We start from the raw sequence: 18,935 nt of genomic DNA, 5'->3' as shown, positions 1-18,935 counted from the left end.
GATCGGTTTGGAAAGACGGTTTGCAAATGGTAAAGCCGGAATCAGGGTGGAAAACCAAGCCTGCCCGGGAGAATGAAGCGGACATGAGCACGACTGGCATCATCATCGGCGAGGACGGCAGGAGCCGCTGCCACTGGCACGCCAACCTGCCGGATTATCTGAGATATCACGATGAGGAATGGGGGCACCCCGTCACCGACGATATCCGCCTGTTCGAGAAGATATGCCTCGAAGGCTTCCAGTCCGGCCTCTCCTGGCTGACCATCCTGCGCAAGCGGGAAAATTTCCGCGCCGCCTTCGCCGGCTTCGATTTCGAGAAGGTCGCGCGCTTCGGCGAGGAGGATGTGGCCCGCTGCCTTGCCGATGCCGGCATCATCCGCCATCGCGGCAAGATCGTCTCCACCGTCAACAATGCCAGGCGCGCCATCGAACTTCGGGACGAATTCGGTTCGCTCGCCCGTTATTTCTGGCGCTATGAGCCCGGCCACAACGAGCGTCCGGCGGTGGTCGACCGCGACCATATCGTCGCCAATCCGACGACGCCGACTTCGGTGATCATTTCGAAGGATCTGAAGAAACGCGGCTGGACCTTTGTCGGTCCGACCACAGTTTATGCCTTCATGCAGGCGATGGGTCTCGTCAACGATCATCTGGAGGGCTGCTATTGCCGGCCCGAGGTGGAGGCGATGCGCAGCGCCTTGGTGCGCCCGTGAGAGATGCATTGATGAGAACGATGATCGCCGCCGCTGCCCTGTTTTTCCTGACTGCGCCCGCCATGGCGCAGGCGCCGCAGCTCGAGCCCGGCGAGAAGCTGGAAAAACTGCAGTTTCCAGCCGTCGCCATGCAGCTGAAGGGCTGGACGAAATTCGGCAACGGCCACGTCTATACGCTGCCGGTGCGCGCCGGCCAGCACGTGAAGGTCAGCTTTGCCACAAAGAGCAAGTTTGCCTTTCTGGCAATATTCGACCTGTCGAAGCCGGATGACGAGGCTTTCTTCGGCACCGATGAGGACGGCTCGAGCTTCGAGACGACGATCAAGGAAAACACCACTTGGCTGTTGCGGCCCTATTATTCCAAGGTCTCGCCGCGCCGCGGCCTCGGCGCTCCCTTCAGCATCCTGATCGAGCCCTTGGCTGCTGCCCCGCAACCGAAAGCGCAGCCTGAACCAGAGAGCCCGTCGCTCTTTCCGAAGGCGCCCCCCAAGCCGCAATGAGGCGTGTTTGAATCCGGTCACGAAAGCCGGTCGATCAGCTCGCGCAATTCGCCGAGATGGCCGATCTTGCGAAAGCGCGGCGCCTCCGTCGGCTCGTCGACATGCTCCAGCACCCAGGTCAGCTCATGCGGCACGAAGACGCCGTAGCTGCCGGCGGCGATTGCCGGCACGATGTCCGATTTCAGCGAATTGCCGACCATCATCGCCCGCTCCGGCCCGTCGCCCACCTTGGCGAAGATGCGGCGGTAGGTGACGGCCGTCTTGTCGGAGACGATCTCGACGGCATCGAAGAAATCGCCGAGCCCGGATTGGGCAAGCTTGCGCTCCTGATCGAAGAGATCGCCCTTGGTGATCATGACAAGCAGATATTTGCCGGCAAGCGCCTCCAGCGTGTCGCGCACATGCGGCATGGTCTCGACCGGATGGTTGAGAAGATCGCGGCCGGTATCGAGGATCTTGGCGATGACGCTCGCGGGAACCTTGCCCTCGGTGATCTCGATCGCGGTCTCGACCATCGACAGCGTGAAGCCCTTGATGCCGAAGCCGTAGTGACGAAGGTTGCGTTTTTCGGCCTCCAGCAGCCGCTCCGAAATCTTCGGTCCTTCGGCGAAATCGGCAAGAAGCCCGGTAAAATGCGCTTCCGTCAGTCGGTAATATTGTTCGTTCTGCCAAAGCGTATCGTCGGCATCGAAGCCGATGGTGGTCAGTGGACGCGTCGCCATATGCGCACCTCTTGAAATAGGGCCGGCAATCTATCGGCCGCCTGTGTCGAGACAAGGGCGGTTACCTCCGGTGCGGGACGCGCGTTGAAAAGCGCCGCCGCCGCACTACATCGAGTTTGCCTCACCCAGCAGCCAGCTACGGCTGTGCCTGTCACGCGCAGGCCAATAATCAAAAAATGAAGTTATCGAGTTCGCAAGCCCCCTTGCGGCAGACACAAAGGAATTTTTCGACCATGCGTTACAACCAACTCGGAAATACCGGACTTTTCGTCTCGGAAATCTGCCTGGGCACGATGACCTTCGGCGAAGCCAAGCAGGGCAGCGCCTGGGGCGCCATCGCCGACGTCGACCAGAATGCCGCCGACCGGATCGTCGAGCGCTCGCTTGCATCGGGCGTCAATTTCATCGACACGGCCGACGTCTATTCTTTCGGCGAGTCCGAAAGGCTGCTCGGCCAGGCCCTGAAGAACCTCGACGTGCCCCGTAAGGACGTCGTCATCGCCACCAAGGTCTACGGCGTGATGGGCGACAAGCCGAACGACCGCGGCGCCTCGCGCGGCCACATCATGGATTCCGTCGAGGCGAGCCTGAAGCGTCTGCAGACGGATCATATCGACCTCTACCAGATCCATGCGACCGATACGGTCACGCCGATCGAAGAGACGCTGCGCGCCTTCGACGATCTCGTTTCCCGCGGTCTCGTGCGTTATATCGGCGTCTCCAACTGGCAGGCCTGGCGCATTTCCAAGGCGCTCGGCCTGTCCGAACGCCGCGGCTTTGCCCGCTTCGAAAGCGTGCAGGCCTATTATTCCATCGCCGGACGCGATCTCGAACGCGACATCGTGCCGATGATGCAGGAGGAGAAGCTTGGCCTGATGGTCTGGTCGCCGCTCGCCGGCGGTCTCTTGTCCGGCAAATATGGTCCCGGCGCGCCCGGCAATGGCGAAGGCCGCCGCGCCAATTTCGATTTCCCGCCCGTCGACAAGGACAAGGCCTGGGCCTGCGTCGCGGTCATGCGCGAGGTTGCCGAGAAGCACGGCGTCGGCGTCGCGACAGTCGCGCTCGCCTATATCCTCGCCAAGCCTTTCGTCACCTCGGTCATCATCGGCGCCAAGCGGGTCGATCAGCTCGACCAAAATCTGGCCGCCGTCAAGCTGAAGCTCGATGAGGACGATATGAAGAAGCTCGACGAGGTGAGCGCGCTTGCGCCCGAATATCCCGGCTGGATGCTGACGCGGCAGGGCGCCGGCCGTCGGCCTGCCGATTTCGAGCCGAAGGACTGAACGGCATTGCCGCTAGAACAGGATGATTTTAGGCCCGTTCGGCCTAAAATCTGAATCCTGTTCTAAATTAAAGAGTTAGAGCATGATGTCGCCCGAAAACCGTCGACACTTTTCGGCATCATGCTCTAGGGAACGCCGGAGATTTTCGGCGTTCTTCTTTTGACGATGATCGATTACTTGCCGCGAGCCTTGAGCCAGGCGTTCATCTCGGCGATCTCCGCTTCCTGCGCCTTGATCACGGCTTCCGCAAGCTTGCGGATTTCGGGATCCTTGCCGTATTGAAGCTCGATCTTGGCCATGTCGATCGCGCCCTGATGGTGAGGGATCATGTTGTGAACGAAGTCCACGTCGGCATCGCCGCTATACTCGATCATCATATCCTTGTGCATTTTGTCGTTCGCCTCGCTGAAAGCGTGGCTTGAGGCACCGTGGCTGCCCATCGGCTTGCTCATGTCCGTGGACATGTCTTCAGCAAGGGCCGGGGCGGCAAGGAGGGCGAGCATTGCGGTAAGCGTAGTGATTTTCAAAGACATGAGAGTTCCTTTCTCTGCCTGACAATAGATACGTCGGCGGTCGAAGCCGACCGAGCTGCGTGTAAAATCGGTTGTCAGCCCAGGCGGGGAGGGGGCGCCTGCGGAGCGGGTCTGTTGTCGTCAAGGGCGCGAACGAGCGGCGGCTGGGGATAGCCGAAGACGGATTTTCCGTCGCCCATAACGATCACCGTCGGCGGCAGCAGAAGGCAGGCGGCGCAAAGCGGCATATGCGCGGCGTTTCCGCTCGCACAAGGGTCTTTCGCGGGAGTGGTTTTTCCTATTCCTTCGTGCATATCCATGCCGGCCATTTCATGGCCATGCATGCTGCCGCTTTCGACGGTGGCCGGCGCATTCATCGACGCACATGTCGGACAGCCGGCCCATGCGGACATGGCGCTGTAGACCAACCAGCCGAGAACCATCGTGATGAGGGCGAGCGTGCGCATGTCGTTTCATATAGGGAAGGCCGACGGCAATCCAAGCCGTCCGTCGCGGTCTGGTGGCTCACCAGGCGGCGATGACCTTGTGCTCGATCCGGTAATCCCGGCTCTCCTCGCCGAGCGGCGCCACCGGCCATGTCCAGGTGGCTTTTGCCGGCGGCGGTAAAACGCCGTACAGCAGATCGGCTTCCTCATGCGTTTTGCCGGTGCGGTCGATGACGGCATAGGCGATGTCGGTCACCAGGCAATGGCGGCAGGCAAGCCCGGAAAGCCCGGCCAGATGCGCAGCGATCAGCCGTTCCACGGCGTCGGCCGGGATCCCGGCGGTCTCGGTCTCGTAGCGCCGTTTCACGCCGCGGCCGATCTGCGACAGGAGATTGGCCGATACCACGAGATCGAGATAGGGCACCGACCGCAGGAAGCCGAGCGGTTCGGGCTCTTTGCCGGCCGCAAGCTCGTCGTAACCGGAAAGGTCGCGCTCGATCAGCCGGACATTGCGATAGCCCTTGGCCGTCAGCCACAGGCGCACCGAGGCGAGGTGAACGAGATCGACCAGAACGACGGTGTCGAAGTCTCTCGCCAGTTCCTCGATCGGCACGTCCCGCAAGAGGCCGGAGCCGAGCACCACGGCCGTCCGCTTCTGCCTGAGACCGGCCGTCGCCGCACGGATCGCATTCCGGCTCATCTCCTCGTGTTCGGCCCAATCACGGGCGCAGCGCCCGGCGCGCGACCAGAGATTGACCGAGTAACGGATGAACTTTCGATGCGCCTTGCCGGTGAGCGGCCATGTCGCGGCATAGAGAAGCGCTTCAGCGATCATGATGCATATCCCGCCTTCTGATGGATGCCTTTCCGTTCAATCGATTCTCGCAGCGACATCAAGACCCTTCGCCCTTGCCGCTCCCCGCCCGATCGGTTAGGAAACCGCCACTGTCACAGTCAGCGGAATTCCCGGAAATGAACGACAAGCAGAAGAAACCGCAAAAGCTCAAGGCCCGCCTGCCGCGCGGCTTCGTCGACCGTGCGGCCGGCGATATCCGCGCCGTCAACGAGATGACGGCAAAGATCCGGGAAGTCTATGAGCATTACGGCTTCGATCCTGTGGAAACGCCGCTGTTCGAATATACCGATGCGCTCGGCAAGTTCCTGCCCGACAGCGATCGCCCGAACGAGGGCGTCTTCTCGCTGCAGGACGACGACGAGCAATGGATGTCGCTGCGCTACGACCTGACGGCGCCGCTCGCCCGCCATGTCGCGGAAAATTTCAACGAGATCCAGCTTCCCTACCGCACCTATCGCGCCGGCTACGTTTTCCGCAACGAAAAGCCGGGCCCGGGCCGCTTCCGCCAGTTCATGCAATTCGATGCCGATACCGTCGGCGCGCCGGGTGTCCAGGCCGATGCCGAAATGTGCATGATGATGGCCGATACGCTTGAAGCGCTCGGCATCAAGCGCGGCGACTACGTCATCCGCGTCAACAACCGCAAGGTTCTGGACGGCGTGCTGGAGGCCATCGGCCTCGGCGGCGAGGACAAGGCCGGCCAGCGGCTGAACGTGCTGCGCGCCATCGACAAGCTCGACAAGTTCGGCCCGGAGGGTGTGACGCTGCTGCTCGGTCCCGGCCGCAAGGATGAATCCGGCGACTTCACCAAGGGCGCCGGTCTCAATCAGGAGCAGATCGACAAGGTGCTCTTCTTCGTCGGCATCAAGGATTACGCCGAAAGCGCTGCGCGTCTTGCCGAGCTCGTCGCGGGAACCTCCAGAGGTGTCGAGGGTGTCGACGAGCTGAATTTCATCGGCGCGCTCGTCACGAGCGCCGGTTATGGCGCCGACCGCATCAAGATCGATCCTTCCGTCGTCCGTGGCCTCGAATATTACACCGGCCCTGTCTATGAGGCCGAACTGACCTTCGACGTCACCAATGAGAAAGGCGAGAAGGTCGTGTTCGGTTCGGTCGGCGGCGGCGGCCGTTACGACGGCCTCGTCTCCCGCTTCATGGGCCAGCCGGTTCCCGCGACTGGTTTTTCGATCGGCGTTTCCAGGCTGATGACGGCGCTGAAGAACCTCGGCAAGCTCGGCGAGAGCGAAGTGATCGAGCCGGTGCTGGTGACCGTCATGGACGGCGACGTCGAGGCGATGGGCCGCTATCAGCGCTTCACGCAACAGCTGCGCGCCGCCGGCATCCGCGCCGAGATGTTCCAGGGCAACTGGAAGAAATTCGGCAACCAGCTGAAATATGCCGACCGCCGCGGCTGCCCCGTCGCCATCATCCAGGGCGGCGACGAACGCGCCGAGGGCGTCGTGCAAATCAAGGATCTGATCGAGGGCAAGCGCCTCTCCGGCGAGATCGAGGACAATGCCAGCTGGCGTGAAGCCCGCGTGGCGCAGGAGACCGTGCCGGAAGCCGACCTCGTCGCCAAGGTGAAGGAGATCCTCGCGGCGCAGGCGGAGGATCGAAAGAGGGCTGGCGATGCGCGGTAGACCCCTCCCCAACCCCTCCCCACAAGGGGGAGGGGCTTCAAGCGGCGCCGCTGTGCCCAACTCAACATTCGCTCCATCGACGATGCTCTTGATGTGTTTCGACGGTCGCCACGGGTTAGTCCCTCCCCCTTGTGGGGAGGGGTTGGGGAGGGGACTTTTCTCAGGAGCGACGCAATGCCCCTGATCAACCTCCCCGAATTTGCCAATGAACTGCTGGCCGAATTTAGCGCGCGCAATGCCGAGCGCATCGATACGCCGGTCATTCAGCCGGCCGAGCCTTTCCTCGATATCGCCGGCGAGGATCTGCGCCGGCGCATCTTCATGACGGAGAGTGAAACTGGCGCCAGCCTCTGCCTGCGTCCGGAATTCACCATCCCCGTCTGTCTGCGCCACATCGAGACCGCGACCGGCACGCCGAAGCGTTATGCCTATCTCGGCGAGGTTTTCCGCCAGCGCCGCGACGGCGCCAACGAATTCTATCAGGCCGGCATCGAGGATCTCGGCGATATCAACATAGCGAGCGCCGACGCCCGCGCCATCGGCGACGCCACCGCCATTCTTGCGCGCCTGCTGCCCGGCCGGCGCCTTTCGGTGACGCTTGGCGACCAGGCGGTGTTCGAAGCGGTCGTCCAGGCGCTCGGCCTGCCGCTCGGCTGGCAGAAGCGTCTGATCCATGCCTTCGGCAACATGACGCAGCTGGAGGCGCTGCTTGCCAGCCTCGTCAGCCCGCAATTCGTCACCGGCCTCGATGACGATATCGCCAAGCTTGTCGCGTCAGGCAATGAGCCGGCGCTGGTCGCCCATATCGAGCAGGAAATGCAGGCGACGGGTTATTCGACGAATGCCAGCCGTTCGCCGCTGGAGATCGCCCGCAGGCTCAAGGAAAAGCTCATCCTGTCCGAAACGCGCCTCGACGATGCCGCCTTCCATGTGCTGGAAGAATTCCTGTCGCTCGACGTGCCGCTCGTCAATGCATCCGCAGCTCTGGCCGGTTTCGCCGATGCGGCCGGGCTGAAGCTCGGCAACGCGCTTTCCCGCTTCAACGGCCGTGTCGCTGCCCTTGCCAATGCCGGTGTCGATCTTTCCGGCCTTGGATACCGCGCCGCCTTCGGCCGTCCGCTCGACTATTACACCGGCCTCGTCTTCGAGGTGACGGTGGAGGGCTCGGCCGCGGTTCTGGCCGGCGGCGGCCGCTTCGACAAGCTCCTGACCTTCCTCGGCGCCACGGACCGCATTCCGGCGGTCGGCTTCTCCTTCTGGCTCGACCGTATCGAAACCGAAAGGGCAGCCGCATGACCATCACCATCGCGCTCCCCTCCAAGGGCCGGATGAAAGACGACGCTTCGGCGATCTTCGAACGGGCCGGCATGCGGATAACGGCCGTCGGCAACGACCGCTCCTATCGCGGCCGCGTCGAAGGCTGGGACGATGTCGAGGTGGCTTTCCTGTCGGCTTCCGAGATCTCCCGCGAACTCGGCAACGGCACCGTCGATTTCGGCGTCACCGGCGAAGACCTGATGCGTGAGGGTTTTGCCGAGGTCGACAAGCGCGTCGAATTCTGCGCCCGTCTCGGCTTCGGCCATGCCGATGTCGTCGTCGCCGTGCCGGAGATCTGGCTTGACGTCGAGACCATGGCCGATCTCGGCGACGTCGCCGCCGATTTCCGCGCCCGCCACTCCAGGCGTCTTGCCATCGCCACCAAATACTGGCGCCTGACCCAGCAGTTCTTTTCGAGCCAGCACGGCATCCAGCTCTACCGCATCGTCGAAAGCCTCGGCGCCACCGAGGGTGCTCCCGCTTCCGGTTCCGCCGATATCATCGTCGACATCACCTCCACCGGTTCGACACTGCGCGCCAACCATCTGAAGGTGCTCCAGGACGGCGTCATCCTGCACTCGCAGGCCTGCCTCGTGCGCGCCCGCAGGGAAAGCCATGCCGATGAACCCGTCGTGCAGGCGATTATCGACGCGGTGCGCGCGGCTCTCTGATTTCGCCCATCAATGCATAAGAGAACCCGCCGTCAATTCAATGACGGCGGGTTCTGCATGTCTGGGAGGATGTCTGCTGGATCAGGCAGCCGCATAGGCGCCGCGGCGGGCGTCAATCGAATAGGCACCGGCACCGACGGTGGCGAGCAATATGTACGCGCCGGCAAGCGTGATGTTCTTCATGACCATGATCTGGTTGAGAATATTCACGAGTTCCGTGCCGCTTGCGTAGGGCAGGTGGAAGGCAACGCCCGTGAAGACACAGAAGGCGGCGAGCAGCCAGCCGGCGATGCGGACCTGGAAGCCGGTGAGAACCGCAAGGCCGGCCAGCAGTTCGAAAAGGCCTGCGACATAGGCCAACAGGGTTGCTGCCGGCAGGCCGGCGCCGGCGATCATGCCCGCAGTACCGGCGGGATCGGTTAGCTTCATGAAGCCGGAAAGGATGAACATGAAAGACAGAAGAATGCGGGCGATCAAGATGAAGGCGTTCGACATGGATGGTGTCTCCGTTGAATGGCTCTGGAGATCTTAGTGCCCCCGGGCACGCTGTGGATCTCTGATATTCCTATTTCGCCTTTTTCTTTCGTTATGCAAAGACAGACGGATGGGGACACTTCGTTCAATAATATGAAACGACGCCCTCGCTTGCTTTCCCAGAGCCTCGTCTCCTATGGTCGGCGCCCAACATGGAGAATCCGATGGCAGATCTGTCCGCATTTCCGATCACGACCCGCTGGCCGGCGAAAAACCCCGACATCATCCAGCTCTATTCTCTGCAGACGCCGAACGGCGTGAAAGTGTCCGTCGCCCTCGAAGAACTCGGGCTCGCCTATGAGCCGCACTATATTTCCTTCGCCGCCAACGAGCAGAAATCGCCGGAATTTGAATCTCTCAATCCGAACGGCCGTATTCCGGCGATCATCGATCCGAATGGGCCGGGTGGCAAACCGATCGGCCTTTTCGAATCCGGCGCCATCCTGCTTTATCTCGCGGAAAAGACCGGCAAGCTCATTCCCACGGATGCCGCCGGCCGCTACGAATGCATCCAATGGGTCTTTTTCCAGATGGCGGGCATCGGCCCGATGCTCGGACAGTTCGGGCATTTCTACAAATTCGCCGCCGACAAGGTCGCGAATAATTCCTATCCGGTGGAGCGCTATCGCGATGAATCCAAACGCCTGCTCGGCGTGCTCGAAGGCTGGCTGAAGGGCCGCCAGTGGATCATGGGCGATCAATATACGATCGCCGACATCACCACCTTCACCTGGGTTCGCGGCGCCGATATCTTCTATGGCGGCCGCGAGGTTCTCGAATATGCGAAATTCCCTGCCGTCTCGGATTGGCTGGAGCGCTGCATCGCCCGTCCGGCGAGCGCCAGGGGCCTCGACATCCCCGTCAAGCCGGAGTAGCGATCCCCGCGCAAAGGCCGCTCTCGGGAGCGGCCTCGCTATGTGACAACCCTCGGCCTCGTTGCCGAGGATCTGCTGCCCTATCGAGCCCAGGCAGATACTCGGGACAAGCCCAAGTATGACGAAAGAGGAGTTGGCCGGCTTTTCAGCGGTCTGACCGCTTTCAGCGGAGACCGTTATTTCGCCCGCGCGCTTCTATCGCCAGCTCGTGATCTGGTTTGCGCCTTCGAGCTTGAAGCGCGGGAAGATGAAGACGCCGGCCATGCTGCCGCTGTATTTCTCCTCGAGGCCGTTCGACTCGCCCATGCAGAAGAGCGGCTGGCGGAAGCCGTTCGGCATGATGATCGTCGTCGAAAAGCAGAAGGAGGAGCAGCGCGTTGCCGCCTGCTCGAACAGTTCTAGCACGTGGCTGCGATCCTTCGTGTCGTAGCAGCGGATGAGGTTCAAAAGCCCGCATTCCGGTGCGGAGAGACCGTGCAGCATCGAACTCCATTCACCGAGACGGATTACGCCGGTCGAAAAATCTCCGGCCCAGGCCTCGGAAACTGAAAACTGCGCCAGCATTTCGTGATTGCGATTGTTGTCGTTCAGCGAGCCGGGCATCAGGGGCATGGCTGCATTGGCTTTGGCGATCTTAAACAAGGCGTTCCCCAGTTCGGATGCGGCTCCTCCGCCGCACGCTCGGCAAACACAAAGAAACAGAATCACGCAGCAGCGGGCATGATGCCCGCGCTTCATCCGGCGATCGTTGCCACAGCCAGAAGCTCTCCGGAAACGGAGCCTTCGAAAGCCGAACCTTCTCGTATCGCCTTTTGCGCTCCGGCCTCGTCCATTGGCGAAAAATTATCGCCGGGCGCACGTCAATTGCAGCGCGGATTTATAGGGGCTTTTGCACAAACGGCAACGGCTTTTTAAGGGGTGTTCGGATCGGCGTCGCTTCTCTGCTCGCCTCGCTTCGGATTTACCCTTTAAGCGACAGCGTCAAAAACGCGTCTTTGAGCGCTTTGAAAACGTTTCCACACCGTTCCAGGCCCGAAATCTCCGCCGCAACACGGCATTCCTCGCCCGATTGCCGCGTGCGGGGAAATACGCGGCAACGCAAGCTTCGCGAAAGCTTGCCAACCGGAAAAGGTCGCCCGCGTCATAAAATCGCGCGCAATGGATCGAATCGCCTGGGCGCGGGAATGGGACAAAAGAAAAGGGCGACCCGGAGACCGCCCTTCCTATTCCGGATGTGCCGGAATGGATGTCAGTGACGGCTTTCAGCCTATCACATCATGTCCATACCGCCAGTTCAGCGCGCTTGACGCGCTGAACCATTTTAGATGATGGGCGGTTTCATGGACGATGCTGTGAAAGGCCGTTTGGCCTATCACATCATGTCCATACCGCCCATGCCGCCCATGCCGCCCGGCATAGCCGGAGCGTCCTTCTTCGGCAGCTCGGCGATCATGGCTTCGGTGGTGATCAGCAGCGATGCAACGGAAGCGGCATCCTGCAGGGCGGTGCGAACGACCTTGACCGGGTCGATGATGCCCATGCCGATCATGTCGCCATATTCGCCGGTCTGAGCGTTGTAGCCGTAGTTGTCCTGATCCTTGTCGAGGATCTTGCCGACAACGATCGAGGCTTCGTCGCCAGCGTTCTCAGCGATCTGGCGGGCCGGAGCCTGCAGAGCGCGGCGAACGATGTTGATGCCGGCTTCCTGGTCGTCATTGACGCCCTTGGACGTGATCTTGACGGAAGAACGGAGCAGGGCAACGCCGCCGCCCGGTACGATGCCTTCCTGAACGGCAGCGCGCGTCGCGTTGAGAGCGTCGTCGATGCGGTCCTTCTTTTCCTTCACTTCGACTTCAGTCGAGCCGCCGACGCGGATGACGGCAACGCCGCCTGCGAGCTTGGCAAGGCGTTCCTGCAGCTTCTCGCGGTCGTAGTCGGAGGTGGTTTCTTCGATCTGGGCCTTGATCTGGGCAACACGGCCTTCGATGTCGGACTTGGCGCCCGAACCGTCGACGATCGTGGTGTTTTCCTTGGAGATCGAAACCTTCTTGGCGCGGCCGAGCATGTCGAGCGTGACGCTTTCGAGCTTGATGCCGAGGTCTTCGGAGATGACGGTACCGCCGGTCAGGATGGCGATGTCTTCGAGCATGGCCTTGCGGCGGTCGCCGAAGCCAGGTGCCTTGACGGCAGCGATCTTCAGGCCGCCGCGCAGCTTGTTGACGACGAGCGTTGCAAGGGCTTCGCCTTCGACGTCTTCAGCGATGATGAGGAGCGGCTTGCCGGTCTGGACGACGGCTTCGAGAACCGGGAGCATCGACTGCAGGTTCGAGAGCTTCTTCTCGTGGAGGAGAATGAAGACGTCTTCGAGGTCTGCGACCATCTTTTCCGGGTTGGTGACGAAGTAGGGGCTGAGGTAGCCGCGGTCGAACTGCATGCCTTCGACGACTTCGAGTTCGGTTTCGGCGGTCTTGGCTTCTTCAACCGTGATGACGCCTTCGTTGCCGACCTTCTGCATGGCTTCAGCGATGTCGAGACCGACCTGACGCTCGCCGTTTGCCGAGATCGTGCCGACCTGAGCGACTTCTTCCGAGGTGTTGATCTTCTTGGCCTTGGCCTGGAGATCCTTGACGACTTCGGCGACGGCGAGATCGATGCCGCGCTTCAGGTCCATCGGGTTCATGCCGGCAGCAACGGCCTTGGCGCCTTCGCGAACGATCGCCTGGGCAAGAACGGTTGCGGTCGTGGTGCCGTCGCCGGCGATGTCGTTGGTCTTCGAAGCAACTTCGCGGACCATCTGGGCGCCCATGTTTTCGAACTTGTCTTCGAGTTCGATTTCCTTGGCGACCGAAACGCCGTCCTTGGTGATGCGCGGCGCGCCGAAGGACTTGTCGATGATGACGTTGCGGCCCTTCGGGCCGAGCGTGACCTTCACTGCATCGGCGAGAATGTCGACGCCGCGCAGCATCTTTTCGCGCGCGGTGCGGCCAAACTTGATTTCTTTAGCTGCCATGTTTGTGACTCCTGAATTCGATTTGTTCGGGCAAAGGCCCGTCAGTCATTTCGGGAAAGCGGATCGGCCGATCAGCCGATGATGCCCATGATGTCGGCTTCCTTCATGATCAGAAGGTCTTCGCCGTTGATCTTGACTTCGGTGCCGGACCACTTGCCGAACAGGACGCGGTCGCCAGCCTTGACGTCGAGAGCGACGACCTTGCCGGACTCGTCACGAGCGCCGGAACCGACGGCGACGATTTCGCCTTCCTGGGGCTTTTCCTTGGCGGTATCGGGAATGATGATGCCGCCTTTGGTCTTCTCTTCGGACTCGACGCGACGAACGACGACGCGGTCGTGAAGCGGACGGAAATTGGTGCTTGCCATTGTCTAATCCCTCGATCGAATGACATTCGCGAGCCGGAGCGGCCCACATGGATAAATGTTAGCACTCCTCTATGATGAGTGCTAGCGCCGAGCATTTAGGGATGGCTCCGAAAGGAGTCAATGAGAGCAATCACGAATTTTTGTGCCGGAATTGTGAAGAGGCCGGAGAATTGTCGGAGATTCCAGCCGAAACCTTCATTCGGAGATTCCAGCCGAAACCTTCATGAGGACCCTCGCCGCGGCCGTTCGCCATCCTGATTGCCTGCGGCGAAGAAAATGCCTTGCCATCCCCCTGCGCCTTTGCAATGTCACCGGAGACTGAAAGCAAATCGGGAATTGGGAATGGCCAGGCGGATAGAAAACTTCTCTGAGATCACGGATCGCTATGATGTGGTGCTCTGTGATGTCTGGGGCGTCGTTCACAACGGCGTCGAACCGTTCCCCAAGGCCGCGGCCGCCCTTCAGGCGGCGCGCGAGAGCGGTCTTGCCGTCGTGCTGATCACCAATTCGCCGCGGCTTTCCTGGCAGGTGGTCGAGCAACTGCGCCATATCGGCGTGCCCCACAGCGCCTATGACAGGATCGTCACCTCGGGCGACGTCACGCGCGGGCTGATTTCGGAAGGGCCGAAGACGGTCTTCCTGCTCGGCCCCGAGCGCGACAAGGCGCTTCTCGAAGGCATCGGCGTCGAGCGGGTGCCGGCGGGCGAGGCGCGATCGCTGGTCTGCACCGGCTTTTTCGACGACGAGACCGAGAAGCCCGAGGATTACACCGATATGCTTCTGGATTTCCAGGCGCGCGAAGTGCCGATGATCTGCGCCAATCCCGACCTCGTCGTCGAGCGCGGCCATCGCATCATCCCCTGCGCCGGCGCCATGGCTGCCTATTACGAGCAGCTCGGCGGCAAAACCCGCATCGCCGGCAAGCCGCACCGGCCGATCTACGAGGCGACGCTTGCGGCTGCCCGTGAGCTTCGCGGCGATTTCCCCACCGAGCGGGTGCTCGCGATCGGCGACGGCATGCCGACCGATGTGCGCGGCGCCTTGAATTTTGGCCTCGACCTTCTCTACATCAGCGGCGGTATCCACGCCAAGGAATATACCCTGAACGGCGAGACCGACGAGGCGATCCTCAATGCCTATCTCGAACGGGAAAAGGCGGCGCCGAAATGGTGGATGCCGCGCCTTGCATGAAGAGAAGCCAGCCGATGACCGTCTTCCACCGCAATGAAACCCGCGATCCCTTGCCCGCCCATCTCAGAGGCGGGGTGATCGCCATCGGCAATTTCGACGGCGTGCATCGCGGCCATCAATCGGTGCTGAACCGCGCGCTCGAAATCGCGCGCACACGCGGCATTCCGGCTCTGGTGCTGACCTTCGAGCCGCATCCGCGCACGGTCTTCCGTCCCGAGACGCCTGTCTTCCGCCTGACGCCCGCGCCGCTGAAGGCCCGCATTCTGGAAACGCTCGGCTTCAACGCCGTCATCGAATATCCTTTCGATTACGATTTCTCGCAGCGCTCGGCCGAGGATTTCATCCATTCGATCCTGAAGGACTGGCTCGGCGCCTCGGAAGTCGTCACCGGCTTCGATTTCCATTTCGGCCGTGGCCGCGAGGGCGGTCCGGCGTTCCTGATGAATGCCGGCCAGACCTACGGCTTCGGTGTCACCCTGATCGATGCCTTCCGCGACGAAAATGCCGATGTCGTTTCTTCCAGCCATATCCGCGCGCTGTTGAAAGAAGGCAGCGTCAGCGAAGTCGCCGGCATGCTCGGCTACCGCTATACTGTCGAGGCCGAGGTGATCGACGGCGAAAAGCTCGGCCGTCAGCTCGGTTTTCCCACCGCCAACATGCGCCTGCCGCCGGAGGCCGAACTCGCCGCCGGCATTTATGCCGTCCGCTTTCGCCGCCAGGATGGAACGCTTCATGATGCGGTCGCAAGCTACGGCCGCCGCCCGACGGTCACGGAAAACGGCGCGCCGCTGCTCGAAACCTATGTTTTCGATTTCAGCGGCGATCTCTATGGCCAGCTCTGCGCCGTCTCCTTCTTCGGATATCTGCGCCCTGAGCTGAAATTCGACGGCCTCGATGCGCTCGTTGCCCAGATCAAGCGCGACGAGGAAGAAGCGAGGGCGCTGCTGACAGGGGTGAAGCCGCTCGGCGAACTCGACCGGAAACTCTGCTTTTCCTGAGTTCGCCCCGGCTCGACATATCTCCCATGTCAGCTGGAAACGGCCGGGGCCGCGATCGCGGCCGGGCAATTTCTTCTCTTCCTTTTCCCGGCAAAAACGCCTATGAACCGGCGCTATGACGAAACTTCGGCTGGCGATCACGATACGAATTATCGGCCCGGCCTTCCGCGCGCGCTAAGCGGCCGGGAGGTCCGGGTTTTCGGCGCTTGCGAGCAGGCGCTTCCGCCGCCACCTATTTTCACGTCCGTTGCGCCCTGCCTGGGCCGCCAGAAACGATTGTCACACATGACCGACACAGCCGAAAAAATCGACTACTCGAAGACCCTCTATTTGCCCGAAACCGATTTCCCGATGCGCGCCGGCCTGCCGCAGAAGGAGCCGGAGCTCGTTGCCCGCTGGCAGCAGATGGATCTCTACAAGAAACTGCGCGCCTCCGCTGCCGGCCGCGAGAAATTCGTCCTTCACGACGGCCCTCCTTACGCCAACGGCAACATCCATATCGGCCACGCGCTGAACAAGATCCTCAAGGACGTCATCACCCGCTCCTTCCAGATGCGCGGCTACGACTCCAATTACGTGCCCGGCTGGGACTGCCACGGCCTGCCGATCGAATGGAAGATCGAGGAGGAAAACTATCGCGCCAAGGGCAAGGCCAAGCCTGACCTGACCGAGCCGGCGGCGATGATCGAGTTCCGCCGCGAGTGCCGCGCCTATGCCGAAAAATGGATCGCCATCCAGGGCGGCGAATTCCAGCGCCTCGGCATCGTCGGCGATTTCGAAAACCCGTATCTGACGATGAACTTCCACGCGGAAAGCCGCATCGCCGGCGAACTGCTGAAGATCGCCGCAAGCGGCCAGCTCTATCGCGGCTCCAAGCCGATCATGTGGTCGGTGGTCGAGCGCACGGCGCTGGCGGAAGCAGAGGTCGAATACCACGACTATGAGAGCGACACGATCTGGGTGAAATTCCCGGTCGCGAACGGCGCCGATGCCCTCAAGGATGCCTTCGTCGTCATCTGGACCACCACGCCCTGGACGATCCCCGGCAACCGGGCGATCGCCTATTCCTCGCGCGTTGCCTACGGCCTCTACGAAGTCACGGCTGCCGAGAACGACTTTGGCCCGCGCCCGGGCGAAAAGCTGATCTTCGCGGACAAGCTGGCCGAAGAGTCCTTCGCCAAGGCCAAGCTTCAGTACAAGCGCCTTGCCGACGTCACGGCTGCCGATCTCGCCGGCATCAACTGCGCACATCCGCTCAAGGGTCTCGGCGACGGCTACGAATTTGCCGTGCCGCTGCTCGATGGCGACCATGTCACCGACGATGCCGGTACCGGTTTCGTTCACACGGCGCCGAGCCACGGCCGGGAAGACTTTGATGTCTGGACGGCGCATGCCCGGGAGATCGAGGCACGCGGTATCGAAACCAAGATCCCGTTCCCGGTCGACGACGGCGGCTTCTACACGGCAGATGCGCCGGGCCTCGAGGGCGGGCGCGTCATCGACGACAACGGCAAGAAGGGCGATGCCAACGATCGCGTCATCAAGGCGCTGATCGAACGCAACGCGCTCTTTGCCCGCGGCCGTCTGAAGCACCAGTATCCGCATTCCTGGCGCTCGAAGAAGCCGGTGATCTTCCGCAATACGCCGCAGTGGTTCGTCTATATGGACAAGACGCTGTCGGATGGAACGACGCTGCGCAGCCGTGCGCTCAAGGCGATCGACGACACCCGCTTCGTTCCCGCTGCCGGCCAAAACCGCCTGCGCGCCATGATCGAGCAGCGTCCGGACTGGGTTCTCTCCCGTCAGCGCGCCTGGGGCGTGCCGATCTGCGTCTTCGTGAACGAGCAGGGCGAAGTGCTGCAGGATGACGCCGTCAATCAGCGCATCCTCGATGCTTTCGACGCCGAAGGCGCCGATGCCTGGTTTGCCGAAGGCGCTAAGGAGCGGTTCCTCGGCAACGAGCATGATCCGGCCAATTGGTCGCAGGTCATGGATATCCTCGACGTCTGGTTCGACTCGGGCTCGACGCACACCTTCACGCTGGAAGACCGCCCCGACCTGAAATGGCCGGCCGATCTCTATCTCGAAGGCTCCGACCAGCATCGCGGCTGGTTCCATTCGTCGCTGCTGGAATCGGCCGCGACCCGTGGCCGCGCGCCTTACGACACCGTTCTCACCCATGGCTTCACCATGGACGAGAAGGGCGAGAAGATGTCGAAGTCGAAGGGCAACGTCACCTCGCCGCAGGAAGTGATGAAGGATGCCGGCGCCGACATCCTGCGTCTCTGGGTCATGACCTCGGATTATGCGGACGACCTGCGCGTCGGCAAGACGATCATCCAGACCAATGTCGATGCCTATCGCAAGCTGCGCAACACCATCCGCTGGATGCTCGGCACGCTGGCCCACGACAAGGGCGAGGTCATCGCGCTCGGCGAGCTGCCGGAGCTGGAACAGCTGATGCTGCACCGTCTCGCCGAACTCGACCAGCTGGTGCGTGAAAATTACGATGCCTTCGACTTCAAGAAGATCGCCCGCGCGCTGATCGATTTTGCCAATGTCGAGCTCTCGGCCTTCTACTTCGACGTCCGCAAGGATGCGCTGTATTGCGATGCGCCTTCGAGCCTTCGCCGCCGCTCGGCGCTCTATGTCATCCGCATGATCTTCGATTGCATGGTGACATGGCTTGCGCCGATGCTGCCCTTCACGACGGAAGAGGCATGGCTTTCGCGCAATCCATCGGCCGTCTCGGTGCATCTGGAGCAGTTCGCTCCGGTCGCCAGGGAATGGCGCAACGATGCGCTCGCCGAAAAATGGAAGAAGATCCGCGCGATCCGCAGCGTCGTGACCGGCGCGCTGGAAATCGAGCGCAAGGACAAGCGCATCGGCTCCTCGCTGGAGGCGGCCCCGGTTGTCCATGTCGCCGACGCGGAGCTTCGCAAGGCGCTCGAGGGGCAGGATTTCAGCGAAGTCTGCATCACCTCGGGCATCGCAATCATGGCGGAGGCCGGCCCGGCCGAAGCCTTCCGCTTGACCGAAGTGGCTGATGTCGCCGTCGTTCCGAAGCTCGCTGAAGGTGTCAAATGCGCCCGTTCCTGGCGCATCACCACCGATGTCGGTTCCGATCCCGACTATCCCGACGTGTCGGCGCGTGACGCTGCGGCATTACGCGAACTCGGCATCCGCGCCTGAAGATATTTGCCGGGTGAATTGCCTTTATGGCGTTCATCCGGTAAAAGCTGCCTGAAAATGGCCGGATTTTTGCGTCAGGGGGACGGTTGTCCGGTTGGGCAACGATT

At 61.8% G+C, this 18,935-nt stretch carries 18 protein-coding genes; 10 read left to right on the top strand and 8 right to left on the bottom strand.

Annotation, left to right across the window (positions count from 1 at the left end):
* Positions 1-83 precede the first annotated feature (83 nt).
* On the top strand, positions 84-713 hold the full coding sequence (locus CO670_RS02225) for a DNA-3-methyladenine glycosylase I (RefSeq protein WP_097588781.1): 630 nt from the start codon (positions 84-86) through the stop codon (positions 711-713).
* A complete protein-coding gene (locus CO670_RS02220) occupies positions 710-1,213 on the top strand; it encodes a hypothetical protein (RefSeq protein WP_097588780.1) in 504 nt (167 codons plus the stop codon). Before CO670_RS02225 ends, CO670_RS02220 begins: the two co-directional genes overlap by 4 nt.
* A 17-nt stretch (positions 1,214-1,230) precedes the next feature.
* Here CO670_RS02220 and CO670_RS02215 read toward each other — a convergent pair whose 3' ends face one another.
* Positions 1,231-1,935: an HAD family hydrolase gene (locus tag CO670_RS02215; RefSeq protein WP_097588779.1), complete on the bottom strand. Its 705-nt coding sequence runs from the start codon at positions 1,933-1,935 to the stop codon at positions 1,231-1,233.
* 233 nt (positions 1,936-2,168) lie between these two features.
* Between CO670_RS02215 and CO670_RS02210 the strand changes: the two genes are divergently transcribed.
* Positions 2,169-3,218, top strand: a complete 1,050-nt coding sequence (locus tag CO670_RS02210) for an aldo/keto reductase (RefSeq protein ID WP_097588778.1) — start codon at positions 2,169-2,171, stop codon at positions 3,216-3,218.
* 173 nt (positions 3,219-3,391) lie between these two features.
* On the opposite strand, the gene CO670_RS02205 is transcribed toward CO670_RS02210, so the two are convergent.
* The 3 genes from CO670_RS02205 to CO670_RS02195 all read right to left on the bottom strand — a co-directional run bounded on the left by CO670_RS02205 (position 3,392) and on the right by CO670_RS02195 (position 5,011).
* Complete coding sequence (locus tag CO670_RS02205) at positions 3,392-3,751, bottom strand: DUF305 domain-containing protein (protein ID WP_097588777.1); 360 nt, start codon at positions 3,749-3,751, stop codon at positions 3,392-3,394.
* Between the two features lie 74 nt (positions 3,752-3,825).
* A complete protein-coding gene (locus tag CO670_RS02200) occupies positions 3,826-4,197 on the bottom strand; it encodes a hypothetical protein (protein WP_097588776.1) in 372 nt (123 codons plus the stop codon).
* Positions 4,198-4,255: 58 nt separating this feature from the next.
* Positions 4,256-5,011, bottom strand: coding sequence for a hypothetical protein (locus CO670_RS02195; RefSeq protein WP_097588775.1), 756 nt, complete (start codon positions 5,009-5,011; stop codon positions 4,256-4,258).
* A gap of 137 nt (positions 5,012-5,148) precedes the next feature.
* On the opposite strand from CO670_RS02195, the gene hisS reads away from it, so the two are divergent.
* The 3 genes from hisS to hisG all read left to right on the top strand — a co-directional run bounded on the left by hisS (position 5,149) and on the right by hisG (position 8,660).
* The gene (gene hisS / locus CO670_RS02190) at positions 5,149-6,672 is read left to right on the top strand and encodes a histidine--tRNA ligase (protein WP_097588774.1); all 1,524 of its coding nucleotides are present in this window, start codon (positions 5,149-5,151) and stop codon (positions 6,670-6,672) included.
* 174 nt (positions 6,673-6,846) lie between these two features.
* A complete protein-coding gene (locus tag CO670_RS02185; RefSeq protein WP_097588773.1) occupies positions 6,847-7,968 on the top strand; it encodes an ATP phosphoribosyltransferase regulatory subunit in 1,122 nt (373 codons plus the stop codon).
* Positions 7,965-8,660, top strand: a complete 696-nt coding sequence (hisG, locus tag CO670_RS02180; protein ID WP_097588772.1) for an ATP phosphoribosyltransferase — start codon at positions 7,965-7,967, stop codon at positions 8,658-8,660. Before CO670_RS02185 ends, hisG begins: the two co-directional genes overlap by 4 nt.
* An 81-nt stretch (positions 8,661-8,741) precedes the next feature.
* Here hisG and CO670_RS02175 read toward each other — a convergent pair whose 3' ends face one another.
* On the bottom strand, positions 8,742-9,155 hold the full coding sequence (locus CO670_RS02175; protein ID WP_088678557.1) for a DoxX family protein: 414 nt from the start codon (positions 9,153-9,155) through the stop codon (positions 8,742-8,744).
* 203 nt (positions 9,156-9,358) lie between these two features.
* Here CO670_RS02175 and CO670_RS02170 point away from each other — a divergent pair, with 203 nt between their 5' ends.
* Positions 9,359-10,069, top strand: coding sequence for a glutathione binding-like protein (locus tag CO670_RS02170; protein ID WP_097588771.1), 711 nt, complete (start codon positions 9,359-9,361; stop codon positions 10,067-10,069).
* Between the two features lie 195 nt (positions 10,070-10,264).
* On the opposite strand, the gene CO670_RS02165 is transcribed toward CO670_RS02170, so the two are convergent.
* From CO670_RS02165 to groES, 3 genes are all read right to left on the bottom strand, one after another.
* Entirely contained in the window at positions 10,265-10,711 is a 447-nt protein-coding gene (locus tag CO670_RS02165) for a hypothetical protein (RefSeq protein ID WP_097588770.1), read from the bottom strand.
* Positions 10,712-11,441: 730 nt separating this feature from the next.
* Positions 11,442-13,079, bottom strand: a complete 1,638-nt coding sequence (gene groL / locus CO670_RS02160; protein WP_016734675.1) for a chaperonin GroEL — start codon at positions 13,077-13,079, stop codon at positions 11,442-11,444.
* Between the two features lie 71 nt (positions 13,080-13,150).
* Complete coding sequence (groES, locus tag CO670_RS02155; RefSeq protein ID WP_004675403.1) at positions 13,151-13,447, bottom strand: co-chaperone GroES; 297 nt, start codon at positions 13,445-13,447, stop codon at positions 13,151-13,153.
* Positions 13,448-13,789: 342 nt separating this feature from the next.
* Between groES and CO670_RS02150 the strand changes: the two genes are divergently transcribed.
* From CO670_RS02150 to ileS, 3 genes are all read left to right on the top strand, one after another.
* A complete protein-coding gene (locus tag CO670_RS02150; RefSeq protein WP_097588769.1) occupies positions 13,790-14,638 on the top strand; it encodes a TIGR01459 family HAD-type hydrolase in 849 nt (282 codons plus the stop codon).
* Between the two features lie 14 nt (positions 14,639-14,652).
* Positions 14,653-15,636 carry a bifunctional riboflavin kinase/FAD synthetase gene (locus CO670_RS02145; protein ID WP_097588996.1) on the top strand — a complete coding sequence of 328 codons (984 nt, stop codon included), beginning with the start codon at positions 14,653-14,655 and terminating at the stop codon, positions 15,634-15,636.
* Positions 15,637-15,921: 285 nt separating this feature from the next.
* Positions 15,922-18,828, top strand: a complete 2,907-nt coding sequence (gene ileS / locus CO670_RS02140; RefSeq protein ID WP_097588995.1) for an isoleucine--tRNA ligase — start codon at positions 15,922-15,924, stop codon at positions 18,826-18,828.
* Positions 18,829-18,935 lie beyond the last annotated feature (107 nt).

It is taken from the genome of Rhizobium sp. J15 (assembly GCF_002531825.1).
GTDB lineage: Bacteria > Pseudomonadota > Alphaproteobacteria > Rhizobiales > Rhizobiaceae > Rhizobium.
Note: the sequence above shows the minus strand (reverse complement) of the source record. Positions and strands in the feature narration are given on the sequence as shown.

Bases quoted from the DNA above. Each gene is read 5' to 3' on its own strand.
- groES (WP_004675403.1), bottom strand. From the start codon at position 13,447: ATGGCAAGCACCAATTTCCGTCCGCTTCACGACCGCGTCGTCGTTCGT.
- CO670_RS02195 (WP_097588775.1), bottom strand. From the start codon at position 5,011: ATGATCGCTGAAGCGCTTCTCTATGCCGCGACATGGCCGCTCACCGGC.
- hisG (WP_097588772.1), top strand. From the start codon at position 7,965: ATGACCATCACCATCGCGCTCCCCTCCAAGGGCCGGATGAAAGACGAC.
- groL (WP_016734675.1), bottom strand. From the start codon at position 13,079: ATGGCAGCTAAAGAAATCAAGTTTGGCCGCACCGCGCGCGAAAAGATG.
- CO670_RS02170 (WP_097588771.1), top strand. From the start codon at position 9,359: ATGGCAGATCTGTCCGCATTTCCGATCACGACCCGCTGGCCGGCGAAA.
- CO670_RS02205 (WP_097588777.1), bottom strand. From the start codon at position 3,751: ATGTCTTTGAAAATCACTACGCTTACCGCAATGCTCGCCCTCCTTGCC.
- CO670_RS02215 (WP_097588779.1), bottom strand. From the start codon at position 1,935: ATGGCGACGCGTCCACTGACCACCATCGGCTTCGATGCCGACGATACG.
- CO670_RS02145 (WP_097588996.1), top strand. From the start codon at position 14,653: ATGACCGTCTTCCACCGCAATGAAACCCGCGATCCCTTGCCCGCCCAT.
- ileS (WP_097588995.1), top strand. From the start codon at position 15,922: ATGACCGACACAGCCGAAAAAATCGACTACTCGAAGACCCTCTATTTG.
- CO670_RS02175 (WP_088678557.1), bottom strand. From the start codon at position 9,155: ATGTCGAACGCCTTCATCTTGATCGCCCGCATTCTTCTGTCTTTCATG.
- CO670_RS02225 (WP_097588781.1), top strand. From the start codon at position 84: ATGAGCACGACTGGCATCATCATCGGCGAGGACGGCAGGAGCCGCTGC.
- CO670_RS02200 (WP_097588776.1), bottom strand. From the start codon at position 4,197: ATGCGCACGCTCGCCCTCATCACGATGGTTCTCGGCTGGTTGGTCTAC.
- CO670_RS02150 (WP_097588769.1), top strand. From the start codon at position 13,790: ATGGCCAGGCGGATAGAAAACTTCTCTGAGATCACGGATCGCTATGAT.
- CO670_RS02185 (WP_097588773.1), top strand. From the start codon at position 6,847: ATGCCCCTGATCAACCTCCCCGAATTTGCCAATGAACTGCTGGCCGAA.
- hisS (WP_097588774.1), top strand. From the start codon at position 5,149: ATGAACGACAAGCAGAAGAAACCGCAAAAGCTCAAGGCCCGCCTGCCG.
- CO670_RS02210 (WP_097588778.1), top strand. From the start codon at position 2,169: ATGCGTTACAACCAACTCGGAAATACCGGACTTTTCGTCTCGGAAATC.